This is a genomic window from Amycolatopsis sp. NPDC051371, assembly GCF_040682155.1.
GTDB lineage: Bacteria > Actinomycetota > Actinomycetes > Mycobacteriales > Pseudonocardiaceae > Amycolatopsis.
Genome location: NZ_JBFBAG010000003.1, coordinates 53272 through 79877 on the forward strand (window position 1 = coordinate 53272; position 26606 = coordinate 79877).

Consider the following 26606-nt stretch of genomic DNA (forward strand, 5'->3'; position numbering starts at 1 on the left):
CCGAAAGGGACAGTGATGAAACGTCTTCTCACGCTCGTCATGTGCCTCACCGTGCTGAGTCCGCCCGTCGCGTCGGCGGCTCCCGCTGCGGTCCACTCAGGACTGCCGCGTCCCACCGGCCGGTACGCGGTCGGCCGGGACGTGCTCCAACTGGTCGACCGGCACCGCACCGACCCTGGGTCCCCGAAGCCGGTGCCCGGCAGCTGATGGTGTCGATGTACTACCCCGCACGACTTGGTACCGGCCGGCCCGCGTCGTACATGACACGTGCGGAAGCCCAGTTGCTGCTCGAGCGCAAAGCCCCGGACGCCACGACGTCACCCGAGGTGATCAGCGGCTTGCCCGTCCACGCCCGCACCGACGCGCGCCCGGCACCCGGCCGCTTCCCGCTGGTTGTGCTCTCCCGGGGCTCACCCTGCCCAGGGCCACCCTCACCAGCCTCGCCGAAGACCTGACCAGCCACGGCTACGTGGTCGCGCTGGTCGACCACACCTACGAGTCCTCCGGGACGACCTTCCCGACGGACGCACCCTGACCTGCGTCGTCTGCGACCAGCCACCGGAGGGTGGCCCCGCCGCCAGCGCCGTCAGCCGGGCACGGGACATCTCGTTCGTGCTCGACCAGGTCACCGGTCGCCACGCCGTCTGGCGACACCCCAAGCTGATCGATCCCGACCGGATCGGCATGGCCGGCCACTCCATCGGCGGCGCCGCGAGCGCCACCGCGATGGCCGCCGCCCCCCGCATCCGCGCCGGAGTGAACATGGACGGCACGTTCCGCGCGGCAGTCCCGCCCACCGGTCTCGGCGGCCGGGCCTTCCTGCTGCTCGGCACCCGGGCCGACCACGCTCCCGGTCGCGATCACACCTGGGACCGCGACTGGCCCAGCCTCGACGGCTGGAAACGCTGGCTCACCGTCGACGGCGCCCAGCACGGCAGCTTCACCGACACCCCCATCCTGGAAAACCTGTTGGGTGTCCCCGACTCGGGGGAACTACCCGCCCAGCGGGCCGTCGAGATCACCCGCACCTACGTCACCGCCTTCTTCGACCTGCACCTGAAAAGCACACCCCAACCCGTCCTGGACGGCGTCTCAGCAAACAATGCCGAAGTCGCCTTCGAACAACCCTGAACCCTCACGGCGCGCAGGCTAGGACCGTCCTCGAAGTGACGCCGGCGCTGAACCTGCACACGGGACATCCGCTCGTCGGCACGTGCGGACGTTGGCTCGTGTCCTTCTATAGTTGCCACTGTCGTCCAGTGGCTCCGCTCCTCACCCAGGTGAGTCGATGATGACGGGTACCCCCAGATCGACGGTGCCGGCTTGACCGCGTGCGCGGTCGAGGCTGGTCAGCTTCCGGGCAGCTTCGTTGAGGCTGGCCTGCAGGCCAGCGACCTCGCCGAGCCAGCCGTTGAGCTGGGCTTCCTGGATTCGGTCTCGGAGGTTGGCGATGATCTCGACCAGCCGTGGCCGGGCTGAAGGGTTCAGGCGCAGGCTGGGGCAGCGGATGCAGGCTTAACCGAAATGATCTTGCGTGAATCGGGGGGCCGCTCAATGATGCGCCGTCACCCACGGTCACATATGAAATCTTGGCGAGGCGTGTGGGTCGGGCGTGTCGTGGCTCTGGCGGAAACTGGCTGGGCCTTTCGCGTTGGTCGCGGAAGACTGCGTCCATGAGCAACGAGGCAAGACGCGCTGTGGTGGTGGCCCTAATCGAGCTTGCGGGAAGCCCTGACTATCGCGACAGGGCGGACGCAGGGCGGGGCCTGGCCAGCTTTGCTGAGATGCCTGAGGCCCGGGGACCGTTGTTGGAGCTCGTGCTCGACGACCGCGACACGGGGTCTGCCCAGGGTCTGGTTGACACCTCACCTGTGAGGCTCCGGCCTCACCTGGAAGGATGTCACCGTGCCCAAGCCCTACCCCCGCGAGTTCCGTGACGACGTGATCGCTGTGGCCCGCCGTGGCGATACCCCGTTGAAGCAGGTCGCCAAGGATTTCGGGATCTCCGAGTCGTGTCTGGCCAACTGGTTACGCGCCGCCGACGTCGAGGACGGCACCCGGCCCGGCGTGACCCGCGACGAGTCCGCCGAGCTGCGCGAGTTGCGCAAACGCAACCGGCTGCTGGAGCAGGAGAACGAGGTCCTGCGCAAGGCCGCCGCCTACCTCGCGCAGGGCAACCTGCCGGGAAAATAGCCTTCCCGCTCGTCCGTGAACTGGCCGCGGCCGGCGCCCCGATCAGGGTGCCGGTCGCGGTGACGTGCAGGGTGCTGGGCATCTCCCGGCAGGCCTACTACCAGTGGTGCGCAGCCCCAGTCTGCCAGCGCAACTGGGACGACGCGCACCTGATCAACGCCGCGCTCGACATCCACGCCGACGATCCGGCCGATGGGTACCGGTTCATCGCCGACGAACTCGCCCGCCGCGGGTTCACCGCCTCAAAGAATCGGGTGTGGCGGATCTGCTCGATGCAACAGATCTTTTCGTTGCACGCCACGAAGAAAGGACGCTACAAGAAGGCGGGGCCACCGGTGCATGACGACCTGGTCCGCCGGAACTTCACCGCCGACTCACCGAACGTGACGTGGTTGACCGACATCACCGAGCATCCCACCAGCGAGGGCAAGCTTTATCTGTGCGCCGTCAAGGACTGCTACTCCAACAAGATCGTCGGCTACTCCATCGCTTCCCACATGCGGGCCTCACTCGCCGTCAGCGCGTTACGCAACGCAATTACGCTCCGCGACCCGCGCGGTACCGTCGTCCACTCCGATCGCGGCGCCCAGTTCCGATCAGCTGCCTACCGGCGCCTGCTGCATGCTCACGGGCTGACCGGGTCGATGGGCCGGGTGGGTGCCTGCGGCGACAACGCCGCCATGGAATCGTTCTTTTCCTTGCTGCAGAAGAACGTCCTGGACACTCGACGGTGGCCGACCCGGGAAGAACTCCGCCTGGCCATCGTCACCTGGATCGAGACGAAGTACCACCGCAAACGCCGACAACGAGGGCTGGGCAAGCTCACCCCGGTCGAGTTTGAGACCATCTACACGACCGCGTCAGCGGCCTGAGAAACAGTCAGCTCCGGTGTCAACCGAAGTCTGGGCAGACCCTTTCACCCCCCTTCGGGCATGGACTTCACCGTGAGTGAGGTTTCGAGGCGCAGATCACCACCGGATTGGGTGGAGATCGAAGTTTTTCTTTCCGCTAAGACTGGTTTGCCGCCGTTGAGTGAGGGGTATCCCGCGACATTTGTGCCGTCAAAGCCACACACAACTCAGGCCGGACATTCGGTGACCAGATGTGGACGGCGCACTGACCTTTGGGCTCGACCGCACGCGGGGCTTCATCACCTGTTCAGCGTGACGACCCATCCGCAGCGGCGGCGGCCTCGAAAGGGAAGCGTCCACGAAGGATCCGTTCCACCGCCGGGAGGCTCGGCGGGTGGGGTGTCGCCCGCCGTAAGCGCGCGGGACACCGACGTTGGGGTACTCGCGACGGCGGAGATGGGTCGCCGCGGCGCCGATCATCAGGAGGACGACACCTGACGCCGCCAGCGGGACCAGCAGCGTCGCGATGTCCACCAGAGGCGGCACAATGAGCGCGACAGCGGCGCACCACATCCTCGAGCGCACGCCCGTTGCCACGGACGACGCCGTGCTGAACGAGGAGTGGGCGGTTCGCCATCGCGACTTCCACCGCGCCCTGCTCTCCGGATGCGGCAATACCCGGCTGGAGGGGATCGCCCAGTCCCTGCGAGACGGCGCGGAGCTCTACCGGCGGTGGTACTGGGCGCTGACGGACGACCATCATCGCGACATCGCGGCCGAACATCGGCAACTTAAGGAACTCGCACTCGCCCGCGACGCCGATTCCGCCGTCGACGTGCTGATCGAGCACATCGACGGGCGCCGCGACAGCTGATCGAGTACGCGCGCGCGCATGGCGTGGAAGATCTCCATCAACCGAGGAAGACCGACTGACAGCCACTGCGGGTCGCGATCGTGTCGCCGGCCCGCTCGCCGGGCGTGCGGCCCCAACCCGGCAGCGAACTGTTCGGCGCCGTCACCGATGCCGGCAACATCGGCATCATGCTCGAACGCTTCCCGGAATCCGGCCGAGGGCGCCTCGGCACCCGAACCGGCCCGCCGCTTCCGGCAAAGCCGCGTGGCGTCGCGTTCAGACGATGACCGTTCCTCGGATGCCGGGTCGGTCACCGGGCCGTGCGGCGGTCACCCTGCCGCCGGACCGTGCCGCGCTCGACCACTGCCAGGCAAGTGTCCGTCAGCGGCGACCACGGCTGGTCGCCGGAAAGTGCGTGAACGATCTTGCGGGCGATCTCGGTCGCGTGCGCCGGCACGTCTATCCGTACCGTGGTCAGCGGAGGATCGGTCAGCACACACGCCGGGATGTCGTCCACACCGATCAGCGACAGGTCGTCCGGGGCTCGCATCTCGTTCTCCCGAAGCCCAGCCAACATCACCAGCGCCATTTCGTCGTCGTAGGCGCACACCGCCGTAACCGGGCGCGCCCCCGACGTCCAGGTGTGGATCGCGGCAGCCGCCTCCTCGGGCGTCGGTGGCACGGTGAGCACCTGCGGCCCGGGCAACCCGAGTTCACGGCAGGCCTGGCGCACCCCGGCGAGGCGAGGTCGCGCGAACTGCTCGAGCCGAGCAGCGGCCGGGTAGGCGTAGCCCAGTCGCCGATGCCCGGCTTCGGCGAGATACCGAGCTTGAGCCTCGCCGGTACTCTCTTCGCCCAACCACACTCCGCTGTTGTCCTCGCGCGAACCGCCGACCACGACTTCGATGACGTCCGCCCCCGCGGTCCGCATCGCCGTCGTCTCCTCCTCCGACAGCGGCACGTACGACACGACGGCCACCGGATTGAGGATCTTACAGACGTCGAGCGCGGACTCGGAATCCTTGCCGAGCCAATGCGTGACCAGGGTGAGGTGGTACTTGGCGAGGTGGCGGGTCATGGTCGACATGCGGATGCCGAGGTGCCGCCCGGCGAGAGCGGCGGGCCAGAGGCACAACACGAGGCTGGTGCGGCCGGAAGCCAGCGCGAGCGCCTGAGCGGACGGCCAGTAGTCGAGTGCGTCCGCCGCCTCCAGTACTCGCCGCCGGGTGGCGTCGCTGATCTTCTGGTGCGGCGCGTTGTTCAGCACGTAGCTGACCGTCGCCCGTGAGACGCCCGCCAGGCGAGCGACGTCCGTGCTCGTCGCGCGCTTCGCGCGGGCAGACTCTCCGCTCTGGGCCCGCCCGGGTCCGTCTGAAGTCACTCGGTCTGCCCGGCCTCTCTCATCCGGGCGCGTCCCAGGGGCGGGAGGTGTTGCGTTGGCGTGCGCACGGGGTTAGCTTACCCGTGTCAAGTCAGTTAGGTCACCCGGCCGTCACGAAGAAGTGGATCCCATGGACGTTCCCAAGCCGAGGTTCAACTTACGCGCGTAAGCTACGCAGCGTCACGCCCTGGAAGGACTCACATGGGCCATCAGGCAAGGCTGCCCCGAGCAGGTGTGCCCTCGCTGGGCAGCGCACACCCCACGGTGCCCGGTGGACCTGACGAACCTCATGTGTCGCCGCGATCCCGGCGTGCTTACGGCAGCCGCCGCTGCCGGCGCCGGCGGATCCGTGCTCCCCCTCCGGCGCCACACTTCGGCGCCGAAGCAGACCCGCACTCCCGGTCGCTCGACGACGGCTTCCAGAATTGCGGCGAACCAGCACGGATTCTCCGAAGCAATTGCCTCGACAATGGAGCCCGAGGGCGACTGCCAACCATTTGCGCGGGCCACCCTGTGCCTTTTTCGCCAATGGCAGGGTTCAGCGCCTCTCCCTGCGCGGAACAGCGGGACACCTGGCCCGCACCCGCGGCACGCCCCACCATCGTGGCCGTCCACATCGGTCGGTTCAGCTTCACCTCGACACGTCGGATCGCGACGGCGGAACCCTGGGCATCGCGGTAGTTCTGCACCACCTTCACCCAAACCCTGCACCCTTCCGTCCACATCGGACACACCCCGGAACTCGCCGAGCACTTCCGCGATGCGGAACCGAAAGACCACGTTGCGGAAGAAATTTCCGCAGAGGTATTCACATCGGATCCGATCTGTGCCTACTCTGTCGGCACTCCGCAAATCGCGACGATCACGGCGCGAGATCGGACGGCACCGCGTACCCGGGGGCGCGGCTTTCTTGACGAGGAGGTCATGAGTTGCCGAAGTTTCCCTTGTTCTTGACGGCTTTACTCGCGTCTGCGGTGCTGGCGATATCGGGGTGTTCCGCGGGCGGCGCCGGCGCCGGCGCCGACACGTCGACGCTGGCGCTGGCCGCAGCGGTCGACAACGACACCTTCGACCCGGCGCAGTTGAGCGGCGGACAGAAGGACAACTACTGGCAGGCCGTGTACGACACGCTGCTCAAGCTGAACTACCAGACCATGCAGCCGGAACCGAACGTGGCCACGAAATGGTCCTACAACGACGACAAGACCGTCCTCACCATGACCCTCAGGGACGACGTGAAGTTCAGCGACGGGACACCGCTGACCGCGGACGTCGTCGCGAAGAACGCCATCGCCCTGCGAGATGGCAAAGGGCCCAACGGTTACATGGCGGCGAGCCTGGCCGATGCGACAGCTCCGGACCCGACGACCGTGGTGTACAAGTTCTCCGCGCCGGATCCGGCTTTCCTCGGCTACCTCACGACAACAGCCGGTGCGGTCGCCAACCCGAAAGCGATCGGGACACCGCAGATCGCCACCACGCCATCGGGGTCCGGTCCCTATGTGCTCGACACCGCCGCGACGATTCCGGGGACCAGCTACACTTTCACCCGCAATCCGCACTATTGGAACCGCATCGCGTTTCCCTACGACAAAGTCGTGATCACGCCGATCGTCGAGCTGTCCGCCCGGCTCAACGCGCTCAAATCGGGGCAGGTGCAGGGCGCGATCATCGAGACCGCGGGCATCGACGAGGCCAAGGCCAGCGGCCTGCAGGTCAAGTCGCAGTCGGTCGACTGGCGCGGGTTGATGCTCGCCGACCGCAACGGCACCCGCACTCCCGCACTGAAGGACGTCCGGGTCCGGCAGGCGATCAACTACGCGCTGGACAAGAACTCCTACCTGGCCAACATCGAGCGGGGTCATGGAAAACCGACCACGCAGATCTTCCTGCCCGGATCGCCCGGCTACGTCGACGCGCTCGACTCGCGTTACCCCTATGACCCTGCCAAGGCCCGGCAGCTCCTGGCCGAGGCCGGGTACGCGGGAGGGTTCGACCTCGTGATGCCGGCCTTCGACTACCGCAGCGGTGTCCAGCCGGTCATGGTCCAGCAGCTTGCCGCGGTCGGGATCCGGGTCCGGATCGAGTCCGTGGTCCCCGACCAGTACAACTCGGTGATGAAGGCCGGTAAGTATTCCGCGTTCTGGATGCAGCTCACGTCCGGTGATCCCTGGCGCAACGCGCAGAAAACCCTGCCCGCGCCTTCGGCCTGGAACGGGTTCCGGGTCGACGACCCCGAAGTGACCCGCTTGATGGAGACCGCAAGGCGCGCCTACGGCGATGACGGCGCCTACGCCAAGGCGATGGGCGACATCAGCACCTACGTCGTCGAGAACGCGTTCTTCGCACCGTGGTACCGGATCGACTCCTTCTACGCCACCGACGGTTCGGTTGACTTCACCTTCAGTGCCTGGGCGACGTCACCGGAAATCCGCACCTACCACCCGACACAGTGAGCGGGTCCGGCCGGCGGGAGCCACGTCCGCGCCCCGCCGGTCCACCCGGTATCACCCCAGCGCGCAAGGGGCCGACATGATCCTCTTCATCATCAAACGTGTGTTGGCGGGCTTCGCTCTGCTGTTCGGCGTATCCACGGCGACGTTCGCCCTCGTCTACAGCGGTGGCGGGGACATCGCCGGACAGCTCCTCGGTGGCGACGCCGGCCCGGAGGCCGTCGCCGCGAAAGCCCGGCAGCTGGGACTGGACCAGCCGCTGATGGCGCAGTACTGGCATTGGCTGACCCACGCGATCACCGGGGACCTCGGCGTTTCGTGGTACTCCTCGCAGCCGGTCTTGCCCACGATCCTCCAGCGCTTGTCCGTCACGCTGTCGATCGTGGTGGTCGCGCTCCTCGTCGTGACACTGGCGAGCGTCACGATCGGTATCGTCGCGGCCCTGCGCCGCGGCTGGATCGATCGCGTCCTGCAAACCGCGTCCGTAATCGGCCTGGCTCTGCCCAGTTTCTGGGTCGGGCTCGTCCTCGTCATCGTCTTCGCCATCTCGCTGCGCTGGGTTCCGGCCACCGGATTCGTCCCATTCCAGGAGTCCCCGGCCCGCTGGTTCGCCTCGATCGTCTTGCCGGTCGTCGCGCTGGGCCTGGCGGCGGCCAGTGCGACCGCGCAGCAGGTGCGCTCAGCCGTCATCGGTGTGCTCGAACAGGACTACGTGCGCACGCTGCGCGCTCGCGGCCTGTCCGGCACGCGCGTGCTGTGGGGCCATGTCCTGCGCAACGCCGCCCCGCCGGGCCTCACCGTGCTCTCCCTGCAGTTCATCTCGATGGTGGGCGGCGCTGTGATCATCGAACGCATCTTCGCCATCAACGGAATGGGCTCGCTGGCGGTGGATTCGACGCTCAAGAACGACATTCCCGTCGTGGTTGGCGTCATGGTGGTCATGACCGTCGTGGTGGTGCTCATCAACCTGGCCATCGACATCGTGAACGGATTCATCAACCCGAAGGCGACGGTTGCCTCATGACCGAATCGACAGTCCTCGAGAACGCCTCGCAGACATCCCTGGCAGGAGTTGCCCGGCGCGGCGTGATCCGCAGGCTGCTCCGGGATCCGCTGGGGATCGCTTCGACCCTCCTGCTCGCCCTCATCGCGCTCATCGCGATCTTCGCCCCGCTCATCGTCTGGAACGACCCCGGCGTCTCGCAGCTGGACAAGGTCAACGCTTCCCCGGGCGGCGGCTTCCTGCTCGGCGGTGACAGCGCCGGTCGCGACATCTTGTCCCGGCTGCTCGTCGGAGCCCGGCTCACCCTGCTCGGCGGTCTCGTGGCGGCGGGGGTGGCCGCCGTGGTCGGCGTGGGGTTCGGTCTCGCCGCCGGCTACCGGGGCAAGTGGTTCGACCTCGTGTCCGGCTGGGTGTCCGATCTGGTGATGGTCCTACCCAGCATCATCGTGCTGGTCGCGATGTTCACCGTGACCGGACCCAACGCGGTGCTGGCGATGTTCGTGCTCGGGATCATGCTGGCCCCCAGCTTCTTCCGGCTGACGCGGAGCCTGGTCATCCAGGTCAAGCGGAACCTCTACGTCGACGCCGCCAAGGTTTCGGCCATCTCGGACCTGCGGATCGTCGGCCGGCACATCTTCACGGTGATCCGTGGGCCCCTCGTGATCCACTTCGTGCTGATCACCAGTGTCGCGATCATCATCCAGTCCGGGCTGGACTTCATCGGGCTCGGCGACCCGAATGTCCCGACCTGGGGCAGCATGCTCCAGGACGCCTTCCGGTCGCTCTACCTGTCCTCGACGGCGTACATCTGGCCGGGTCTGGCGATCGCGTTGACCGTCGCGTCGTTGCTCCTGCTGGGGAACGCGCTGCGCGACGCGCTCGAGGACGTCGAACGCGCCCCCCGCGCCGCGCGCAAGGCGAACTGGGTGGCGCCCGTCCGCTCGACCGCGCCGACCGCCAGCGATGCCCTCCTGTGCGTGGAAGACCTGGTGATCAGCTACCGCAACGCGGACGGCGGCCTGAACCGGGTGGTCGACGGCGTGTCCTTCGAGGTGCGGGCCGGCGAGGTGCTGGGTCTGGTCGGCGAGTCGGGATCGGGCAAAACGCAGACCGCGCTGGCGATATTGCGCCTGCTGCCGACGGGCGGCCACGTCGCGGGCGGCCGGATCGTCCTCGACGGCGAGGATCTCGCGCACCGCAGCCAGCGGGAGATGACGTCCGTCCGCGGCCGGCGCATCGCCTACGTCCCGCAGGAGCCGATGAGCAACCTCGATCCGACGGCGAAGATCGGCAGCCAGCTGACCGAGCCGATCCGTGTCAAGCTCGGTCTGCCGCGGAGGGAGGCGAAGGAACGGGCGCTGGAGCTTCTCGAGCAGGTCAACATCACGAATCCACAGCGGGTGTTCGACTCCTACCCGCACGAGATCAGCGGTGGGATGGCCCAGCGGGTGCTGATCGCCGGCGCGGTGTCGTGCGATCCGGACATCATCATCGCCGACGAGCCCACCACCGCGCTCGACGTGACCGTCCAGGCGGAGATCCTCGACATCCTGCGCAGGCTGCGGACCGAGCGCAACCTCGCCGTCCTGCTCGTGACGCACAACTTCGGCGTCGTGGCCGACCTGTGCGACCGGGTGGTCGTCATGCAGACCGGCCAGATCGTCGAGGAGGGCGTTGTGGGCCGCATCTTCGCCGAGCCCCGGCATCCGTACACCCGGGCGCTCATGTCGGCGATGCTCACTGGGCGTCCCTCCAGGCGTGAGCGCTCCCTGCAGGAGGCCGTCCAATGAACGAGGAGCTCCTCGAGATCACCGATCTCGAAGTCACCTATGGCAAGCGAGGATTCGGCGCCGAACCGGCTCCGGCGCTGAAGGGCGTCTCACTCGGCATCGGCGCCGGTGAGACCATGGGCCTCGTCGGCGAGTCCGGCTCGGGCAAGACCACACTCGGCCGTGCGGTACTCGGGCTCGTGCCCGTGACCGGTGGTTCCATCCGGTACCTCGGACAGGACATCACGCAGGTCGATCGGCGACGGCGCCGCGCGCTCGCCGCGCAACTGCAGGTGATCTTCCAGGACCCCTACAGCTCGCTGAATCCGTCCATGCTCGTCGAGGACATCCTCAGCGAGCCGTTGCGGGCCGCCGGCGTACCCGGCCGAGACGCGCGCAAGCGGGTCAACGCACTGATGGAGCGCGTCGATCTGCCCGCAGGCGCGGGTCGCCGGCTGCCACGAGAGTTTTCGGGCGGCCAGCGGCAACGCATCGCGATCGCGCGGGCACTGGCACTCGAGCCGGCGCTGATCGTGTGCGACGAACCCGTGTCCGCGCTCGACATGTCGACCCAGATCCGGATTCTCGACCTGCTGGTCGATATCCAGCAGTCGACGAACGTGGCCTACCTTTTCATCTCGCACGATCTGGAAGTCGTTCGCTACGTCAGCCACCGCGTCGCCGTGATGTTCCGGGGCGAGATCGTCGAGCGCGGCGACGCCGAGCAGGTCACCGCGGACCCCAGCCACCCGTACACCCGCCGGCTGCTGATGGCGGCGCCCGTACCGGATCCGGCGGTGCAGGCCGTCCGCCGCGAGGAGCGCGCCCGCTTCCTCGCCGGCGAATCGTCCGCCGTGGCCGCGAGCTGAAGCCCTGACCACAGATCCGGAACCGACGAGTCAAGGAACAACATGGACCTCACCGACATGGCCCAAGCACGCCGTGATTTCCTGCGCGAACCCGAAAAGCTCACCATCCCGCACGTACTGGACGACCCGCCGCCGTTCCACACCAAGGTCACGGACTGGGGCGAGCGCCCGTACTGGCACCCCGGTGGCCGGCGGATCGCCTTCATCGGCCGCAACTACGGCGATGCCTACGAATACGATCTGGACACCGGCGAGATCGTGAACATCACCGAGCACGGTGACCACCACAGCTTCCTGCGCGTGTTGATCATGCACAACGGGGACTACCTCCTCGTCGGCCCGAAGGAGTTCAAGGACCGCATCACCAGCCGGGTGAAGGAATCCGAGACCTGGTGGATGCCGGCGGACCGCAGCAGGCCGCCGACCCCGCTCGACGACACGGTCATCCAGGAGGGCCTCGCCGTCTCCGTCCACCGGCCGCGGATCTCCTACATGCAGGGCTACCACCAGAAGCCCGAGCTGCCCGAGTTCACCTACCAGATCCACGTCCGCGAAATCGAGTACGGCGAGGACGGAATCCCGCACCTCGGTCCGGACCGGATCATCTACTCCGGAGGCAAGTACCGGTGGTGCGAGCCGCAAGACTTCCGCTTCGACGACACCGAGATCATCTTCGCGGAGTACCAGGGTCCGGAGCGCGGTGATCGCGCCGAGTACAACTCGGTGACCCGCGGCATCAACGTCGAGACCGGCCGCGTCCGCACCTACGTCGACGAGACCAACCGCCACAACGAGCCGGAGGGCATCTTCCCGGACGGCCTGCACATCTGCTTGGAGTCCTCGTGCGACGCGGACAAGCCCTACCCGCCGAAGGACCTGTGGAAGCTCAAGCTGGACGGCACGATGCGGCGGGTGCGGATGACGCGCATGCCCGACGACCACTCCTGGCGGGCGGTGAATTCGAACATCAGTCCGGACGGCAGGACCATGGCGTTCATGGTCGGTCTGCAGTCCGACGAGGCCGGGTACGGCCGCGGCATCGGTCTCTTCGATTTGGAGGCATGGGAGAAGACACCGGAGTCCGAGGAATGGGAGACCCCGTGGAGCCGCGCGGAGAACCATGGACGGTCACTTCCCCCAGGGGCGGCGTTCTGAGGCCTCGGCGATGACCGGAATGCGGATCTTGATGACCGGACAGACCCTTTCGGACGAGGAGGAGAACGCGCTGCGGGACGTCGCGATGGGCGCGTGCATCGACATCCGTCCACGCCTCGACCTCGGCGTGGACGAGGACCGGGCGGTGCTCGCCGCGGCCGAGGTCATCGCCGGCGCCCTGGACGACGACCAGGTGCCGGTGGCCACGGCGCTGCGGTGGAACCATCTGTGGACGGCAGGCGCCGACACGCTGCCTGCGTCGCTGACCCGGTCCTCCGTGCGCGTCACCTCCTCGGCCGGCAACGGCGCGGTCCCGCTCGCCGAGCACGCGATGATGCTGATGCTGATGCTCGACCGGGACGCACCACGGGCCCTGCGAGCGCAACAGAGCGCGGAGTGGGATCGGTTCCGCCACGGTGAGCTCGCGGGCTCGACGCTCGGGATCATCGGGCTCGGCAACGCCGGCCGTGAGCTCGCGCGCCGAGCATCGGCGTTCACCATGCGAGTGCTCGGTGTACGCAACCGTCCGGAGATCCCGGTCGACGGGGTGGACCGGATCTTCGGGCCGGACGGGCTGGCGCTGATGCTGCCCGAGTGCGACTTCGTGGTGGTGACAGCTCCGCTGACGGGGAAAACCCGCGGGCTGATGGGCGAAGCGCAGTTCAAGGCCATGAAGTCCTCGGCCTACTACGTGTGCGTGTCACGAGGTGCGGTCGCCGACCAGCCGGCATTGCTGCGCGCCCTGGAAGAGCGGTGGATCGCCGGTGCCGCCCTCGACGCCCACGACGTGGAGCCACTGCCCGCGGACAGTCCCTTCTGGTCGCTGCCGGGCGTGATCGTGACTCCGCATCACGGCGCCACCACCTGGCGCACTCCGCATCGTGGGTTCGAGATCTTCCTCGGCAATCTTCGCCGCTACCTCGCCGGGCGAGAACTGGTCAACGTGATCGACCGCGCGGCCGGTTACTGATGGAATCGACGACGGGAGACGAGTGAGCATGCCAACCCTGCCCTACGGGGCCGTCTACTTCCGCAAGTCCAACCCTCCGGCGCGGGACTGGGAGCGCGACTACGCGACCGCGGCGGCCGACGGGATGAACACGTTCCGGCACTGGTTCCTGTGGTCGGCGATCGAGCCGGCACCGGGACGATACGACTGGGCCGACTACGACCGGCAGTTCGAACTCGCCGAGCGGCACGGTCTCCGGACCATCGTCGCCGAGCTCACCAAGACCGCCCCGGAATGGGTGTTCCGCCGTCTCCCCCACGTGCGCTACCAGCGCCGTGACGGCAGCCCGGTCGAATCCGGCATGTTCGACAGCAGCGCCGTCGGCGGAAACCCCGGGGTGTGCCTCGACAACGACGACGCCCGCGCACTGGCGGGCGACTTCCTGCGCGCGCTCGCCGGCCGGTACGCCGAGCATCCGGCGATGGGCGGCTACGACGTCTGGAACGAGTGCAACTACGACGAAGACGTCTGCTACTGCCCGGCCACGGCCCGCCGCTTCCGGGAATGGCTGCGAAGCAAGTACGGCGACCCGTCCGCGCTGGGGCGGGCCTGGGGCCGGTACGTGACGGAATGGGACGACGTCGTCCCGCCGCGCGGTGGGGATGCCTACGGCGACGTGCTCGACTGGCTGGAGTTCCGGCGGGACAACGCCTACGCGCTGATGCGCTGGCGCATCGACGTGATCAAGAGTGTCGACCCGCACAGCCCGATCACCGCACACGGCGTCGCGGCCACGTTCGGCCACGCGGCGTCGCGGGGAGCCGATGACTGGCGGGCCGCCGCCGAGGTCGACGTCTACGGTCTGACCTTCGTGCCGGCCCGGCATGGCGACGACTCCTGGCGGCAGCCGCTGGCCTTCGACCTCGTCCGCTCGGCTGCCCGCGGCAAGCCGTTCTGGTACGCGGAAGCCCAAGCCGGTCCACTTTGGATGCAACCCCAGGTTGTCGGCCGGGCCCGGGACGACGGCCGGATCGCCACCCCGGACGACATCCGCTACTGGCACCTGACCGGGTTCGCCCACGGCGCGGCCGGGCACTTCTCCCTGCGCTGGCGTCCCCTGCTCAACGGCCCGCTGTTCGGCGCGTTCGGCGCCTACGGCATGGACGGATCCCGCACTGACCGCTCAGCTGCCGTGTCGGAACTCGCTCGCTGGGCGACCCACGACGACCAGGCGGACCTCTGGCGTTCCCGGCCCGGCCCGGCGGACATCGGCATCGTGTACGTCCCGGAATCGCAGGATTACGCCTACGCGGCACGGCTCAGCGCGCACACGAAAGCGAGTTCCCCCGACTCCTGGACCGCGGCGTCGGGAACCTACTACCAGTCCGTCACCGGCGCGTGGCGAGCGTTCTTCGACTCCGGGATCCACGCGGACTTCGTGCACCTCGACGACATCGCGGACCGGGACCTGCTCTACCTGCCGTTCCCGGCCTTGCTCAAGCGGCGCACGGTCGACGCACTGACGGAGTGGGTCCGCGCGGGGGGCACGCTGATATCCGAGGGATGTCCGGCGTACTTCTCGGACAATGGCTGGGCCGGGCCGGCTCAGCCGCAGCACGGCCTCGCCGAGGTGTTCGGCGTGCGCGAGAACTTCGTCGAGTTCGTCCCCGACCTCGCCGACGACCACTTCGTCGACAGCGATGGGCATCGGCTGCGCGGGGGCGGATTCCGGCAGGCTTACGAGACCACCACCGGAACCTCGGCCGGCCGATACGACGACGGCTCCGTGGCTGTGGCCGAAAACGTCTTCGGGCGGGGCCGGACCCTGCTGATCGGCACTCATCCCGGCGCCGGGTACAGCGTCCACGAGGACGAGGGCTCGCGGGCCTGGTTCGCCTCACTGCTCGGCTGGGCCGGGCGAACCCCACGACTCGGCGTCGACCACCCGGCGATCATCGCGCGTGAGCACGACGGCGAGGGCGGCCGGCACCTCTGGCTACTCAACCCCACCCGGAACGATATCGAGACCGTCGTGAGCACCGACCGGCCCCGGCGCGGATTCGGCGACTGGGCCGTTCGCTGGGGAGAGCACAGCTCACTGGTCTCGGCGAGCGACGACAAGGTGCACGTGCGGGTACCGGCACGGGATGGAGTGGTGCTGAGCCTGCGGACCCGGAAGGAGCGGTCGTGACCGGATCGAGCCGGGCGAGGACGTCGGATCATTGGTGGCAGCACCCTTTTCGCATGGTTCAGACGAACCTGCGGTTGATCGACGCGGACATGGACGCCGACCAGGTCGCCGACTTCGTGGCCCGGCACGGCGCCGACGCGTGGCTGGTGAACACGGGCGGCATCTACGCGAGCCACACCAGCCGCCTCGCGAGCCAGACCGTCAACCCCGAACTGACCACGCGACCAGGCGGCGATCTGGTCTCCGACGCCGTGACAGCCGCGCATGCTCGCGGCCTTCGTTACCTGGCACGCATGGACTTCTCCAAGGTCCTGCCCGAACACGCGGCCGCACACCCCGACTGGCTGTACTCCGGCCCCGGCGGCGAGCGGCAGGTGTTCAACGGCCTGTCCACGACGTGCCCGAGTGCCGGCTACTTCCAGGACGAGATCTTCCGGATCCTCGACCAGGTTCTCGGCACCTACGACGTCGACGGCTTCTTCTTCAACTGGTTCATGTACAGCGAATACGACTACGCCTACCGCTACTACGGCCCGTGCCACTGCGAGGCGTGCCACCGCCGGTTCGAAGCCGATACCGGGCTCACCCTGCCAACGTACCGGGACGACGCCGCGTACCCCCGCTGGCAGGAGTGGAGCCGGTCGATGATCCTCGACCTCGGCCGGCGCCTGCGGGCGCACATCCACGCCCGCAAGCCCGGAACGCCACTGATACTCCACGACACCGCGGACCTTCGTTACGTGGAGGCCAACAATGCCGTGGGCCGCGCCCCTTGGCACCACCAGACGTCCGAGAGCGTCAGCGCGGCGCTGACCTACCTGCCGGACGCGCCGGTGCTGGTCAACTGCGTCAGCTTCCTCGACTTCCCCTACCGGATGGGCGCCGAGGAACCCGAACGGTTCGCCCAGTACCTCATCCAGGCCATCGCGCGGGGCGCGAACATCTCGACCTACATCATGGGGTACCCGGGGCGGATCCCGTACCCGTCGACCGCGCTCGCCGGGGAGATCACCCGGTTCCACCGGGACAACCAGGCCGCCTACGACCGGCTCCGGCAGGACTCCCCGATCTTGCTCGTCAGCCCGGGCGAACACCTCGGACCGCCGCCGCTTCCGCCGCGGGTCGCCGAGTTCCGCGGCCTCTACCGGGCGCTGCTGGAGACGCACCATCCGTTCGACGTCGTGCTGCACCAGCACCTGGGTGAGCTCGGCGACGAGGCGCTCGCGCGGTACCGGCTGGTGATCCTGCCCGCCTCCGGAGCGCTGAGCCCGGACGCTGTCGCGGTCGTCGATCGCTATGTCGCCACGGGTGGCGCGCTGCTCGGCACGCTCGACTCGGGAACGGACGGCGGCGAGGCCCAGCTGGCGAGCCTGGGTGTGCGAGCCGTCAAGCCGGCCGGCTCCGGCCGGGACCTGCTGTCGGCCTACGCCGAGGTCGATGAGCAGACGATCCTGCCCTTGCACGGCACACTGGTCACGCCGGTCCTGCGGGACGGCGCCGAAGCACAATGGCCCATCCTGCCTCCCGCGCCGTTCGGACCACCCGAATACTGCTACGGGCACGAGCGGTCCGGCGACGCCGGGCTCGTGCTCGGCCGCTACGGCGCAGGCCGGTCCGCGGTGATCAGCTGGAGCATCGGGACGAGCTACGAGGAAATCGGTACCCGCCTGATCCGGGACGCCCTGATCGGCGTCGTCGACCGGCTCGCTCCGGGAACCTCGCTGGAGACCGATCTTCCGCCGCAGGTCGAGCTGGTCCTCGGCCGGGCACCTGGCCGGCAGGTCGTCCACGTCATCAACCATGTCCACGCGACCGCGCACAGCTACGCCGAGCCCGTCCACCTGGCAGGCCGGCAGCTACGGCTGCCCGGGGCGGCGGGCCAACGGGCGAGAGCGCTCGTGGCCGGGACCGACCTTCGAACGCAGGACAAGGGCGACGACCTGGTGGTCGACCTGCCCGTCATCGAGCGGTTCGAAGTCCTCGTCGTCGACGAGGAGCAAAGGCCGGCCGGCACAGCCGTAGTCGCGAAAGGAAACTCATGACCACCATCGGTTTCGTCGGACTCGGCATCATGGGCCTGCCGATGGCCAAGAACCTCGTCCAAGCCGGATTCGACGTCCACGGCTACAACCGGAGCCCGGGCAGGATCTCCCAGCTGGTCGCCGCGGGTGGGCAAGGCGCCACCAGCGTGGGTGAGGCGACCCGGGAAGCAAGCATGGTGATCACCATGCTGCCGGACTCACCCGATGTGGAGTCGGTGGTTCTCGGCGAGCACGGCGTTATGGCCCATTCCCACCCCGGACAGCTGCTGATCGACATGAGCACCGTCCGGCCGGCCACCTCCCGCACGATCGCCGGTGAAGGCGCGAAAGTCGGTGTCCGAGTACTGGATGCCCCGGTGAGCGGCGGAGAAGCCGGCGCGGTCGAAGGCGTCCTGTCCATCATGGTCGGCGGAGACGCCACGGCCTTCGCGGAGGCCAAGCCCGTTCTCGAAGCCTTGGGCACCACCATCGTGCATGTCGGCGCCCACGGCGCCGGGCAAACCGTGAAGGCCGCCAACCAGCTCGTCGTCGCCGGCAACATCCAGCTTCTGGGCGAGGCCATCACACTGGCCGAGGCGCAGGGTGTCGACCCCGAGCTGGCGGTCAAGGTGCTCGGTGGCGGACTTGCCGGCAGTACCGTCCTTGACCGCAAGGCGGCCGGCATGCTGAACCGGGACTTCACTCCCGGATTCCGGTTATCGCTGCACCACAAGGATATGGGCATCGTCACGGCCACCGCGCGCGACGCGGGAGCCGTCATCCCGCTCGGTGCCGCGGTCGCGCAACTGATCGCCGCGCTCGTCGCCCGTGGCGACGGCGACCTCGACCACTCAGCCCTGGTGAAACTGACCGAAGAGCTGTCCGGACGGGCTGGGTAGGCCCGTCCGGGCGCTTCCGGCGGCCCGGCCGGTTCCGTCCATTGTAGATTTAGGCGAGCGCCCGCCGCAGGAGGGATGCCGAGGCCGTCATGAAACGATCGGCGTACGCCTTGTCGAATCCACGGGACGGCCGGATCGGCCGAGCCTTGTTGTTGAACAGGATTCCGGTGCGTCCCTCCGGTTCTTCCGCGAAGAGCAGCGGCACGATCCGCCTGGCGTAGGTCTGCGGAAACCGCCGGCGCGTACGCCATCAGCACGGCGGCCGACACCGCCGAAGAACGCGCCGCGACCGGCGGCACCGTGGTGGCCGGCCTCGAAGTCCGCATCGTCGACCCCGACACCGGCCTGGACCTCCCCGACGGCAGCGTCGGCGAAATCCTGGTCCGCGGCTACTCCGTCCTGGAGGGCTACTACCGCGACCCCGAGAAGACCGCCGCGGCGATCGACAGCGAAGGCTGGTTCCACACCAGCGACCTCTACTCCCGCCGACCAAGCGGCCACCTCACCTTCCACGGCCGAGCCAAGGACATGCGGTCCACACGCCCCAACGCTGGGGTTACGAGACATCCTTAGTGCGTGTCTGACAAAGGTTGAGGCTGGTGGCTGGGATGCTGCTGGTCGTGTCGCGGTTTCAGTTGCTCTCGGATGCTCAGTGGGCGTTGATCGAGGACCTGCTTCCGGTCCGGACGGGTAAGCGTGGCCGTCCGTTTTCCGATGCGCGGGCGATGGTGGAGGGGATCATCTACCGGTATCGGTGCGGGATCGCGTGGCGGGACGTGCCGCCGGTGTTCGGTCCGTGGCAGACGATCTGGACCTGGCATCGCCGGATGGCCGGCGACGGCACCTGGGACACCGTGCTGCAGCGCCTGCTCGCCGCCGCGGACGCGGCCGGGTTGGTGGATTGGTCGGTGTCGGTGGATTCCACGATCGCGCGGGCGCATCAGCACGCTACGAACGTCACCCGCCCCACAGGGGGCAGTCCCATCCGTCGGTGCTGGGCTCCATGAAGTCCACCTGCGGAAGCGTCTCAGCCGGATAGGAAACCTTCATCGCACACTCTCCTCAGCAGACTCAGCGCCCTCCCGAGCATCACGAGCGTGTGGCATCGCCGGGTGGTGCCGCGATCCTCGGCGCGAACCTCGTGAGGCGAGGCGGCGAACCCGGCCATCCGAGCCGGGCGTTACTGATGGCCGAACTCTCATCACGCCCTCCGTGGTCGTCCAAACCACCTCCGGAATCCGCCCGCCATCGAAAATAGACAGCTTGCTGTCTATTTTCAGAATATCAGAGTCCTCGCCGCCCAAGTGGCCCCTCGCCGAGCTGATCGTGATGGTCCCCAGCACTCTCGTGCCCTGAAGTCAGTGCGCTGTGTATATTTCGGGTGATACTGAGCGGAGGACGCCGGGAATGACAAGTACAGCGGCAGGCACGAGACGGCGCGCGCCCTCGGGACTTGGCAGTCTCGGCTACCGCTTGTCCCTTGTCGCGCGCCAGGCGCGGGCGGTGTTCGAGAAGGAACTGGCCGACGCGGGCGCAAGTTTCACGACGTGGACGGTGCTGGAAACGCTCCAGGTGAACGGCCCGATGATTCAGCGAGATCTCGCCGATTCGCTGGATGTCAGCGGTCAGACGCTCACACGGCAGGTCGACCGGCTCGTCAGCTCAGGTTGGCTGCAGCGCACCGAGGTCGCGACCGACCGGCGCGCCGTGCTGCTGGAGATCACACCCGAGGGAGACGCCCTTCACACGCGCTTGGCCGCGGCAGCCCGGCTCGCCAACTCGCGCCTGATCAAAGGATTCTCCAAGTCGGAGCGAGCGGTGCTGGACGAGCTGATCAGCCGGCTGGCCGCGAATCTCACACAGTAAGCGCGCCGCGGACTGCCTCCGGCGGTCGCGCCCTGCTGGCGACACTGCCCCCGAAGAGGTCCCACGTCGCTACACCGACGAGCCGGACATCGACCTCGGCCACGTGCGACGAAAGCTGACACGTGTCCGCACGCGGCGTTTCGCCATCAACGACCAGCTCACCGAAAACGGGCTGACCGCGATCGGGGGCGCCCTCTCCTGGCCCGCCGAGCGGCCTCTGGCCGTGTCGACAGCCTTGCCTTCCGTCCGATTCGGCCACGACCTGCTGCCCGGCTGGATTGCCGCTCTTACCGCCGCTGCCATCGCTCATGACCCGGAGGACAGCACCCGCGAAGTCCCCGACTGGCGCCGCTGCGGGACCCGACGGAGTGCTACGTCAGGCCGAACAACGCCGTCGCGTTGGTGTCAAGGATGCCCATCGCTTCGTCGTCATCGAGCGTCTCGCGGATGAACCCAACCGCGCCGTGCGTGAAGACCGAGCCGGTCTGGTACGGGAAATCGCTGCCCAGCAGGAGGCGGTCGGCGCCGACCGCGCCCACTCCCGCAAGCAGCGCTGTCGCGGAGCCGTGGCTCACCGTGTCGTACCACATCTTTCGCGCCGCTACGCTGGGCATGACCTCCGGCTCGGCGCCGCCGAGGCGGGACAGGCTGTCCCATCGCTCCAGCAACAGGGGCAGCGCCCCACCGAAGTGCGAGTTGATGACCCGGACCCGGGGGAACCGCACAAGATGGCCCTCGGTGATGAGCTTGGCCGCCGCGATCGTGTCCTCCATCGGTGCACCGACGAGCCAGCGCAGCGCACCTTCGATCTGCGCTGAGCCGGCACTGTCTCCCGCCGGGTGCAGGAACACCACCGAGGCCCGCCGGTCGAGCTCCGCCCAAAACGGCGTGAACACGGGATCGGTTAGTGCCCTGCCCGCGATCGTGGTGCCCAGCGTCACACCCACCATGCCGAGCTCGTCCAGGGCCCTGGCCAGCTCGACCAGCGCGTCGTCCAGATGAGGCAACGGCACGGTGGCGAACGCGCGAAACCGCCCGGGATGGCGCGCTGTCAGCTCGGCGTACCGGTCGTTGATCGTCCGGGTCGCGATGGCGGCCTGCGCGCAGTCGTCCAAGTGCCCGAACATCGGCGCCGCGCTCAGCACTTGCAGATCAACGCCGGCCTCGTCCATCAGGGCGAACCGCGCCGAAAGGTCGGTATCGGTGTCGTCCGCACCGAGACCGCGGTGGCTGCCGGTCGTCTTGACACCGCTGCGCTCGAGCAGGTCGAGATAGTCACTGGGATACACGTGGGCATGGACGTCGATGAGCATCGGACCGTGTCCCTCCTCTCCACTTTGGTCGCGGTCCAGCCGCTGTCGATCACGAGGTCCGCGTCCGTCATCAACTGGGGCCGTCCGACGCCAGGAACACCGCGGCATACGCAATGCCGGCCGGCCCAGCCTGGTACTTGTCGCGGGGAGCACAAGCGGGATGGACTCCGGCCAGGACGCGCCGTGCCCCCACGATGTCGCCGAGCGGGTGCGGCATGGAACCTCCTCGCGCAGCCGTCGCCGCTTCCAGCGCCCGTAAACGGCGGATCGCTGTCCGGCGGACATGGCACCGAGATCGAGTCAGGCTTCAGGAACGCCGTGCGGGTTCCCTCCCGCCACGTCTTGTCGCTTCGCCAGCTCCCGGTAGGGACCGGCATACTCCTGGTTCCGCAGGATGATCGGCCGCCACCCATGCGGCCCCTTTTCCGCGATGATGTGCATCGAACCCTCGCGTTCCGGGATCGCCTTGCCGTCAGGCGCCACCTGGCCGGCCATCAGCCACCGCGCGTCGATCGAGACCAGCGTGTCCGCCAGGGTTTTCGTCCGGACGTTGGTGCATTCGAGGACGGCGCTCGCGAAGATCCCCTGCATCACGCCGCGATGCCCTTCGGCGATCTCCCACGGACCAACCATCGGATAACCGTACGGGGTGGTCCACTCGCCGTCCACGGGAAAGAGGGCACCGAGTGCGTCGGGGTCCCCGCTGTTCCATACCTCGAACACGAGCGAAACCAGCTCCTTCGGCGTGGCCGTATCAAAGCTGTCAGCCATACCTGCTCCCTCCTTCGACTGCGGGCCTGCTGCAATCCACTCAGCATGCCGACTATCAGCATGGCACTGAACAACCCCTGTGTGCCTGCCCGGATGTCCTCGCTCTCCAACCAGGTCGACAAGACGGTAAACTGATAAGCATGCTGTTTATCAGCATACACTCTTATCTACGTACCTAGCCGAACGTAGAGCGACTCGCCCAACCGACAGCTGATCGTCGTGACTGACGTTCACCTTGGTCACCGACGGCACATTGAGGAGCCTGTCGTGCCCGATCTCGGACACCCTGCCCGGCTGACCATCGGCAAGGACGCCGGGCTGCTGCGCCTGGATGTCGTCCAGGTCCCGCAGCCCCACGATCAGCCGCCACTCGTACGCCGCTCCATTGCCGCCACAGATCGGGACCTGACCGAGGGACTGATCAAGAGCGGGGTCGTTCTGCGCGGACACAGCAAGCGGGATGTCGCGACGATCTCCGCCTGGGCGGGAGAACCGGTGGCGGCGCCCGATCTCTATCAGGTGGAGATCGTCGATCAGCTCGACAAGTCAGTCCAATCCGTCATCGAAGGAGGCTCGCCGGAGTTCCATTTCGTCAACGTGTTCCTGGTGGCGGACGGCAAGCAGAAAGAGGCGGTCGAGTACTTCGCGCACACGATCCCCTACGTGCGCAAGCAACCGGGGTACGTGTCGAACAACGTGCTGATGAGCACCGACGGACGGCACGCGGTGAACGTGGGCCAGTACGAGAGCAGGCAGGACTTCCTCGCGATCTTCCGGCAACCCGACGTGCTGGCCGCCTTCGGCAAAGCGCGGCGCATCGTCTGCCCCCTGCTCGGAGTACTCCCGCGGTCACCGCGCCTGCGGCTTCACGACCTCATCCACGTCACCGACCTGCCCCATCCGTCATTGGCCGAGGCCTGACGGTTGTGAGCCACAGGGCGACGGGCAACGAAGGCCCCGCCCGGTGGGTCATCGGTCCATCATCTTCTGGTTGATGGGACCCCAGATGTTGACCGTGGCCAGGTCAACCTCCCACGTCTTCGGGTACAGCGGGTAGGACTCTTGCCACGGGCGCGGCTCCCCGTAACCCTTGTTCTCGTCGTGCATCAGGTCGAGCTGGGTGAACAGCTCGATCGTGTTGCCGTCGGGGTCCTTGTGGTAGGTGAACAGTTGCTCCCCGGTCCGTGCCCGGGTCCCCAGACGAGGCTCCTGCGGCAAGAATCCGCGCGACAGTTGGAAAGACACCCGAAGGACGCGCCCAGCTAGACCCTTCGCGGCACTGCGGGGTGAAGCGGATCTGCGTTGATTCCCCAGGAAGACAACCAGTCCGGCACGATCTCGACCCAGTTGGGCCCGAAACCGGGCCCAAGCACCTCGCCGCCCTCCGAGTGCAGCTTCACAGTTCCCTTCACTGTCACTCCGCGCGGCCTCCAGGCCGGTTCCGTCGTGAGGTCGTCGACCACGAAGGCCACCAGCGGATTGTTCTTCAGGTGCCTGACATACAGCCGCTCCTGGCCGCGTTCCGGCAGCACATGCGCACCGATCTTAATGACGCCCCGCTCTGCGTCGAAGTGGTAGCCGGCCGGGACGACGTGCGGCTTACCGGACTTTCCGACGGTCGCCAGGTGTCCGATGCGATGGGTTGCCAGGAACTCTATTTCGTCGGCGTTGATGAGGTTCACCGGTCGCCCCCGTTCAGGCCGAAGATCTGCTGGAAACGACCGATCATCAGGTCCGCGCCCTTGTGCTGTGCCGTTTGCTCGGGGCCCATCAGGCCCGCACCGGGTAGGTACGACGCGCCCCATTCAGGCCCCAGCGGAAGCAGGAGCGCAGCCGGCCCAGGCTGGTAGGTACGCTGCTCTCCCTCTCCCGTCACCACTGCCTTGATGTTCTCGGCGATGACGTCCGCGTGCCGCATAGCCGCGCCTGCGCGCTTTGGCTCCGCGACCGCCGTGATGTCGCCCAGCGCGAAGACCGCCTCCTGCCCGCGCACCCTGAGCGTCTCGTCGACCTCGACCTGACCGCTGCCCAGCCGGGCCGTAGCCAGCTCGCCTGCGAGGTAGTCACTGCTGGGCAGGACGCCATAGCACCGGAACCAGATGTCGGCCGCGAGCTCGTGCCCAGTATCCGTGGTCACGGCGAACGCGCCGGCCGTACCACTCGCGGTCTCCGGGTTCTCGGCCAGCGAGGTGCCGAGCAGCAGCTCGATCTTCAGTTCGTCCAGCTGGCGGCGGATCTCGGCCTGAAGCTCGGACGCGTAGCCCGCCAGCAGGACGGGCGCGGGATCGACGAGCGTCACCCACTTGTCAGGCCATTGTGCACGGATCTCGCCCGCGAACTCCAGGCCCACGGGGCCTGCACCGAGCAGGAGTACGCGGTTAGCAGAGTCGAGATACTTCGCGGTGTCGCGGTAGGCCTCAGCCGCTTGGGCGCTGTCATCCCACGGGCTCTTCGCCGGGAACGGGTAGCGCGAACCCGTCGCGAGCACGATGTAGTCGGCCGCAAGGCGTTCTCCCGAGGCCAGCACTACGCTGCCCGGTGTGACCTCGGCCGCCCGGTCGTGAACCACGCGCCCTCGCGTCAGCAGCTTGTCATAGGTAAAAAAGATCTTCGGCGTGAAGTCTGGGCGAACCGCCGCCCGCAGCGCGCCCACCGAGTGGACGAATGCGTTCTTCGCTTCGACCAGCACGACGCTCGCGACGCCGTCCAGCGCCTTCGCGACCGTCACTCCACCATAACCGCCACCAACGACCACAACAGCCGGTGCCACATCGCCTCCATTTGAGTACAAAACTATCAGCTTGCGTACTAATGTAGTACATGGTGCCGACTGCTGCCAGGAAACATGGCACTCCCGCTGATCAAACCGGCCTGGTAGACCGAGAAGAGCACCGTGGGTTACCACACCGCGTGCCGGACGCAGGAGACCAGCGGGCCGTCGCGATCGTGCCGACCGAGCTGCGCCGCGAGCTCGCCTACGCGTCCCAGCGTTCGGTTACGGAAGCACTTGCCGAACGCCTCGAACAAGTCCCTCCGACTTTCAGCGGAAGCTGCCGCAGACGCTGTTCGCACTCGGAGGGAGGTGTCAACCTCGGTCGGCAACCGTGACGCCAGAGCCGGCTTGACCGCCGCCAGACACCTGCCAGGACGGACAGACCGCAGCACGGCACCACCTCGCCAACCTGTCAGCTTTCCTGGACACCCACACCCCCGACGACGCACGAGATCCCGGGCGGCGCGGGCGGCGAGCGCCACCAGGCGGTCACTGTCCGCGTCGGTCAACCCATTGAGGTAGAGCGACACAAGGCCGTGCAGTGTCGCACCCATGATCGTGACTTCGTCCTCGGCAGAAGGGTCTCTCCACGCCGATTCTCATAGCCGGTCTCAATGACACCGACGCGACCGTCGTCGACGTGACCGCCGCGTCGGGCATCACGGAACCTGCGCAGCTCCGCGGCCGCAAGGTCGCGATCAGCTCGCCGACCGGAAGCTCGACCATCCAGACCCAGTACGTGCTGTCCAAACTGTACGGAATGGACACCCGCCTGCAGGGCGGCGACATCACATTCCAGCCGACCGCACCGGAGGCACTCGTGAGTGTGCTGAACAACGGAGGCGTCGACGCGGCCACCAACCTGAACAAGCCGCGGTACCTCCTCGAGCACACTCAGGGATACGGACCCCTTGTGCACGTCAGCCAGGACGTACACAAGGCGCTGGGCGCATACCCCGTGACGACCGTGCTGGCCACCTACCCCGAGGTCGAGCGCGATCGGAGCGCCGACCTGACGAAACTCACCACCGCATTGCGAACGAGCGTGGACTACGCCCGATCCGACAAGCAGGAGCTCGCCGGCAAGGTAGATGGCGCGAACCCGGGTGACGTCGACTACCTCAACTGGTGGTGGAGCACGACCGACCCGAAATACGGCAGCCTGACACAGCAAGATGTAGCGGGAATCAAGGCGTTCTGGACCATGGCGAACGCCGTCGGCCAACTCGCCGACGTTCCGACCTTCGACACTCTGCGTTCCGCCGCGGCACCCACCCAGTGAAAGGGCCGGCGACA

28 protein-coding genes are annotated in these 26606 nt (G+C 67.6%); 20 read left to right on the forward strand and 8 right to left on the reverse strand.

Annotated elements, in window-relative coordinates; all coding sequences use genetic code 11:
- The first annotated feature begins 15 nt into the window (after positions 1-15).
- The 4 genes from AB0M59_RS04715 (at position 16) to AB0M59_RS04730 (ending at position 3065) form a co-directional block, all read left to right on the forward strand.
- Positions 16-207 (forward strand): hypothetical protein, encoded by a 192-nt coding sequence (locus AB0M59_RS04715; RefSeq protein ID WP_364608662.1) that lies wholly within the window; start codon positions 16-18, stop codon positions 205-207.
- 405 nt (positions 208-612) lie between these two features.
- Positions 613-1131 carry a hypothetical protein gene (locus AB0M59_RS04720; protein WP_364608665.1) on the forward strand — a complete coding sequence of 173 codons (519 nt, stop codon included), beginning with the start codon at positions 613-615 and terminating at the stop codon, positions 1129-1131.
- Between the two features lie 192 nt (positions 1132-1323).
- The gene (locus AB0M59_RS04725; RefSeq protein WP_364608668.1) at positions 1324-1479 is read left to right on the forward strand and encodes a hypothetical protein; all 156 of its coding nucleotides are present in this window, start codon (positions 1324-1326) and stop codon (positions 1477-1479) included.
- 426 nt (positions 1480-1905) lie between these two features.
- Positions 1906-3065, forward strand: a protein-coding gene (locus AB0M59_RS04730) for an IS3 family transposase (protein ID WP_364608671.1) whose coding sequence is annotated in 2 segments (ribosomal slippage) — positions 1906-2184 and positions 2187-3065 — 1158 coding nt in all. Because the reading frame shifts where the segments join, the coding sequence is not laid out codon by codon here.
- 189 nt (positions 3066-3254) lie between these two features.
- Here the strand turns inward: AB0M59_RS04730 and AB0M59_RS04735 are convergent.
- On the reverse strand, positions 3255-3617 hold the full coding sequence (locus AB0M59_RS04735; RefSeq protein WP_364608673.1) for a DoxX family protein: 363 nt from the start codon (positions 3615-3617) through the stop codon (positions 3255-3257).
- Between AB0M59_RS04735 and AB0M59_RS04740 the strand changes: the two genes are divergently transcribed.
- Positions 3592-3918: an FCD domain-containing protein gene (locus AB0M59_RS04740; RefSeq protein ID WP_364608676.1), complete on the forward strand. Its 327-nt coding sequence runs from the start codon at positions 3592-3594 to the stop codon at positions 3916-3918. The two genes, AB0M59_RS04735 and AB0M59_RS04740, sit on opposite strands and share 26 nt — an antisense overlap.
- 80 nt (positions 3919-3998) lie before the next feature.
- Positions 3999-4184, forward strand: a complete 186-nt coding sequence (locus AB0M59_RS04745; protein WP_364608679.1) for a hypothetical protein — start codon at positions 3999-4001, stop codon at positions 4182-4184.
- A gap of 23 nt (positions 4185-4207) precedes the next feature.
- Here the strand turns inward: AB0M59_RS04745 and AB0M59_RS04750 are convergent, their stop codons facing one another.
- The gene (locus tag AB0M59_RS04750; protein WP_364608682.1) at positions 4208-5278 is read right to left on the reverse strand and encodes a LacI family DNA-binding transcriptional regulator; all 1071 of its coding nucleotides are present in this window, start codon (positions 5276-5278) and stop codon (positions 4208-4210) included.
- Positions 5279-6207: 929 nt separating this feature from the next.
- Here AB0M59_RS04750 and AB0M59_RS04755 point away from each other — a divergent pair.
- From AB0M59_RS04755 to AB0M59_RS04795, 9 genes are all read left to right on the forward strand, one after another.
- Positions 6208-7734 (forward strand): ABC transporter substrate-binding protein, encoded by a 1527-nt coding sequence (locus tag AB0M59_RS04755; RefSeq protein WP_364608685.1) that lies wholly within the window; start codon positions 6208-6210, stop codon positions 7732-7734.
- A gap of 76 nt (positions 7735-7810) precedes the next feature.
- Positions 7811-8755: an ABC transporter permease gene (locus AB0M59_RS04760; protein WP_364608688.1), complete on the forward strand. Its 945-nt coding sequence runs from the start codon at positions 7811-7813 to the stop codon at positions 8753-8755.
- Complete coding sequence (locus AB0M59_RS04765) at positions 8752-10524, forward strand: dipeptide/oligopeptide/nickel ABC transporter permease/ATP-binding protein (RefSeq protein WP_364608691.1); 1773 nt, start codon at positions 8752-8754, stop codon at positions 10522-10524. The genes AB0M59_RS04760 and AB0M59_RS04765 overlap by 4 nt, the downstream gene beginning before the upstream one ends.
- Positions 10521-11372 carry an ATP-binding cassette domain-containing protein gene (locus AB0M59_RS04770; RefSeq protein ID WP_364608694.1) on the forward strand — a complete coding sequence of 284 codons (852 nt, stop codon included), beginning with the start codon at positions 10521-10523 and terminating at the stop codon, positions 11370-11372. The genes AB0M59_RS04765 and AB0M59_RS04770 overlap by 4 nt, the downstream gene beginning before the upstream one ends.
- A gap of 42 nt (positions 11373-11414) precedes the next feature.
- A complete protein-coding gene (locus tag AB0M59_RS04775) occupies positions 11415-12527 on the forward strand; it encodes a hypothetical protein (RefSeq protein ID WP_364608697.1) in 1113 nt (370 codons plus the stop codon).
- A gap of 31 nt (positions 12528-12558) precedes the next feature.
- A complete protein-coding gene (locus AB0M59_RS04780) occupies positions 12559-13497 on the forward strand; it encodes a D-2-hydroxyacid dehydrogenase (RefSeq protein WP_364608700.1) in 939 nt (312 codons plus the stop codon).
- Positions 13498-13525: 28 nt separating this feature from the next.
- A complete protein-coding gene (locus AB0M59_RS04785; protein WP_364608703.1) occupies positions 13526-15667 on the forward strand; it encodes a beta-galactosidase in 2142 nt (713 codons plus the stop codon).
- A gap of 53 nt (positions 15668-15720) precedes the next feature.
- Positions 15721-17709 carry an alpha-amylase family protein gene (locus tag AB0M59_RS04790; protein WP_364608706.1) on the forward strand — a complete coding sequence of 663 codons (1989 nt, stop codon included), beginning with the start codon at positions 15721-15723 and terminating at the stop codon, positions 17707-17709.
- Positions 17706-18587 carry a 2-hydroxy-3-oxopropionate reductase gene (locus AB0M59_RS04795; RefSeq protein WP_364608709.1) on the forward strand — a complete coding sequence of 294 codons (882 nt, stop codon included), beginning with the start codon at positions 17706-17708 and terminating at the stop codon, positions 18585-18587. Before AB0M59_RS04790 ends, AB0M59_RS04795 begins: the two co-directional genes overlap by 4 nt.
- 49 nt (positions 18588-18636) lie before the next feature.
- Here the strand turns inward: AB0M59_RS04795 and AB0M59_RS04800 are convergent, their stop codons facing one another.
- Entirely contained in the window at positions 18637-18792 is a 156-nt protein-coding gene (locus AB0M59_RS04800; protein WP_364608711.1) for a hypothetical protein, read from the reverse strand.
- Positions 18793-18836: 44 nt separating this feature from the next.
- On the opposite strand from AB0M59_RS04800, the gene AB0M59_RS04805 reads away from it, so the two are divergent.
- From AB0M59_RS04805 to AB0M59_RS04815, 3 genes are all read left to right on the forward strand, one after another.
- Positions 18837-19160 (forward strand): AMP-binding protein, encoded by a 324-nt coding sequence (locus AB0M59_RS04805; protein ID WP_364609695.1) that lies wholly within the window; start codon positions 18837-18839, stop codon positions 19158-19160.
- Positions 19161-19195: 35 nt separating this feature from the next.
- Positions 19196-19594: a transposase gene (locus AB0M59_RS04810; RefSeq protein WP_364608714.1), complete on the forward strand. Its 399-nt coding sequence runs from the start codon at positions 19196-19198 to the stop codon at positions 19592-19594.
- Between the two features lie 496 nt (positions 19595-20090).
- Positions 20091-20453: a MarR family transcriptional regulator gene (locus AB0M59_RS04815; RefSeq protein WP_364608717.1), complete on the forward strand. Its 363-nt coding sequence runs from the start codon at positions 20091-20093 to the stop codon at positions 20451-20453.
- Positions 20454-20824: 371 nt separating this feature from the next.
- Here AB0M59_RS04815 and AB0M59_RS04820 read toward each other — a convergent pair whose 3' ends face one another.
- Both AB0M59_RS04820 and AB0M59_RS04825 read right to left on the reverse strand, forming a co-directional pair.
- Positions 20825-21766 carry an amidohydrolase family protein gene (locus tag AB0M59_RS04820; protein WP_364608720.1) on the reverse strand — a complete coding sequence of 314 codons (942 nt, stop codon included), beginning with the start codon at positions 21764-21766 and terminating at the stop codon, positions 20825-20827.
- Positions 21767-22066: 300 nt separating this feature from the next.
- Positions 22067-22537 carry an SgcJ/EcaC family oxidoreductase gene (locus AB0M59_RS04825; RefSeq protein WP_364608723.1) on the reverse strand — a complete coding sequence of 157 codons (471 nt, stop codon included), beginning with the start codon at positions 22535-22537 and terminating at the stop codon, positions 22067-22069.
- Between the two features lie 267 nt (positions 22538-22804).
- Here AB0M59_RS04825 and AB0M59_RS04830 point away from each other — a divergent pair, with 267 nt between their 5' ends.
- Positions 22805-23458, forward strand: a complete 654-nt coding sequence (locus tag AB0M59_RS04830; RefSeq protein WP_364608726.1) for an antibiotic biosynthesis monooxygenase — start codon at positions 22805-22807, stop codon at positions 23456-23458.
- A 48-nt stretch (positions 23459-23506) separates the two neighbouring features.
- Here AB0M59_RS04830 and AB0M59_RS04835 read toward each other — a convergent pair whose 3' ends face one another.
- The 3 genes from AB0M59_RS04835 to AB0M59_RS04845 are packed head-to-tail and all read right to left on the reverse strand — an operon-like array spanning position 23507 to position 25307.
- Positions 23507-23755, reverse strand: coding sequence for a hypothetical protein (locus AB0M59_RS04835; protein ID WP_364608729.1), 249 nt, complete (start codon positions 23753-23755; stop codon positions 23507-23509).
- Positions 23756-23799: 44 nt separating this feature from the next.
- Positions 23800-24219 carry a pyridoxamine 5'-phosphate oxidase family protein gene (locus tag AB0M59_RS04840; RefSeq protein WP_364608732.1) on the reverse strand — a complete coding sequence of 140 codons (420 nt, stop codon included), beginning with the start codon at positions 24217-24219 and terminating at the stop codon, positions 23800-23802.
- Positions 24216-25307 (reverse strand): FAD-dependent oxidoreductase, encoded by a 1092-nt coding sequence (locus AB0M59_RS04845; RefSeq protein WP_364608735.1) that lies wholly within the window; start codon positions 25305-25307, stop codon positions 24216-24218. Before AB0M59_RS04845 ends, AB0M59_RS04840 begins: the two co-directional genes overlap by 4 nt.
- A 643-nt stretch (positions 25308-25950) precedes the next feature.
- Between AB0M59_RS04845 and AB0M59_RS04850 the strand changes: the two genes are divergently transcribed.
- Positions 25951-26592, forward strand: a complete 642-nt coding sequence (locus AB0M59_RS04850; protein ID WP_364608738.1) for a hypothetical protein — start codon at positions 25951-25953, stop codon at positions 26590-26592.
- Positions 26593-26606 lie beyond the last annotated feature (14 nt).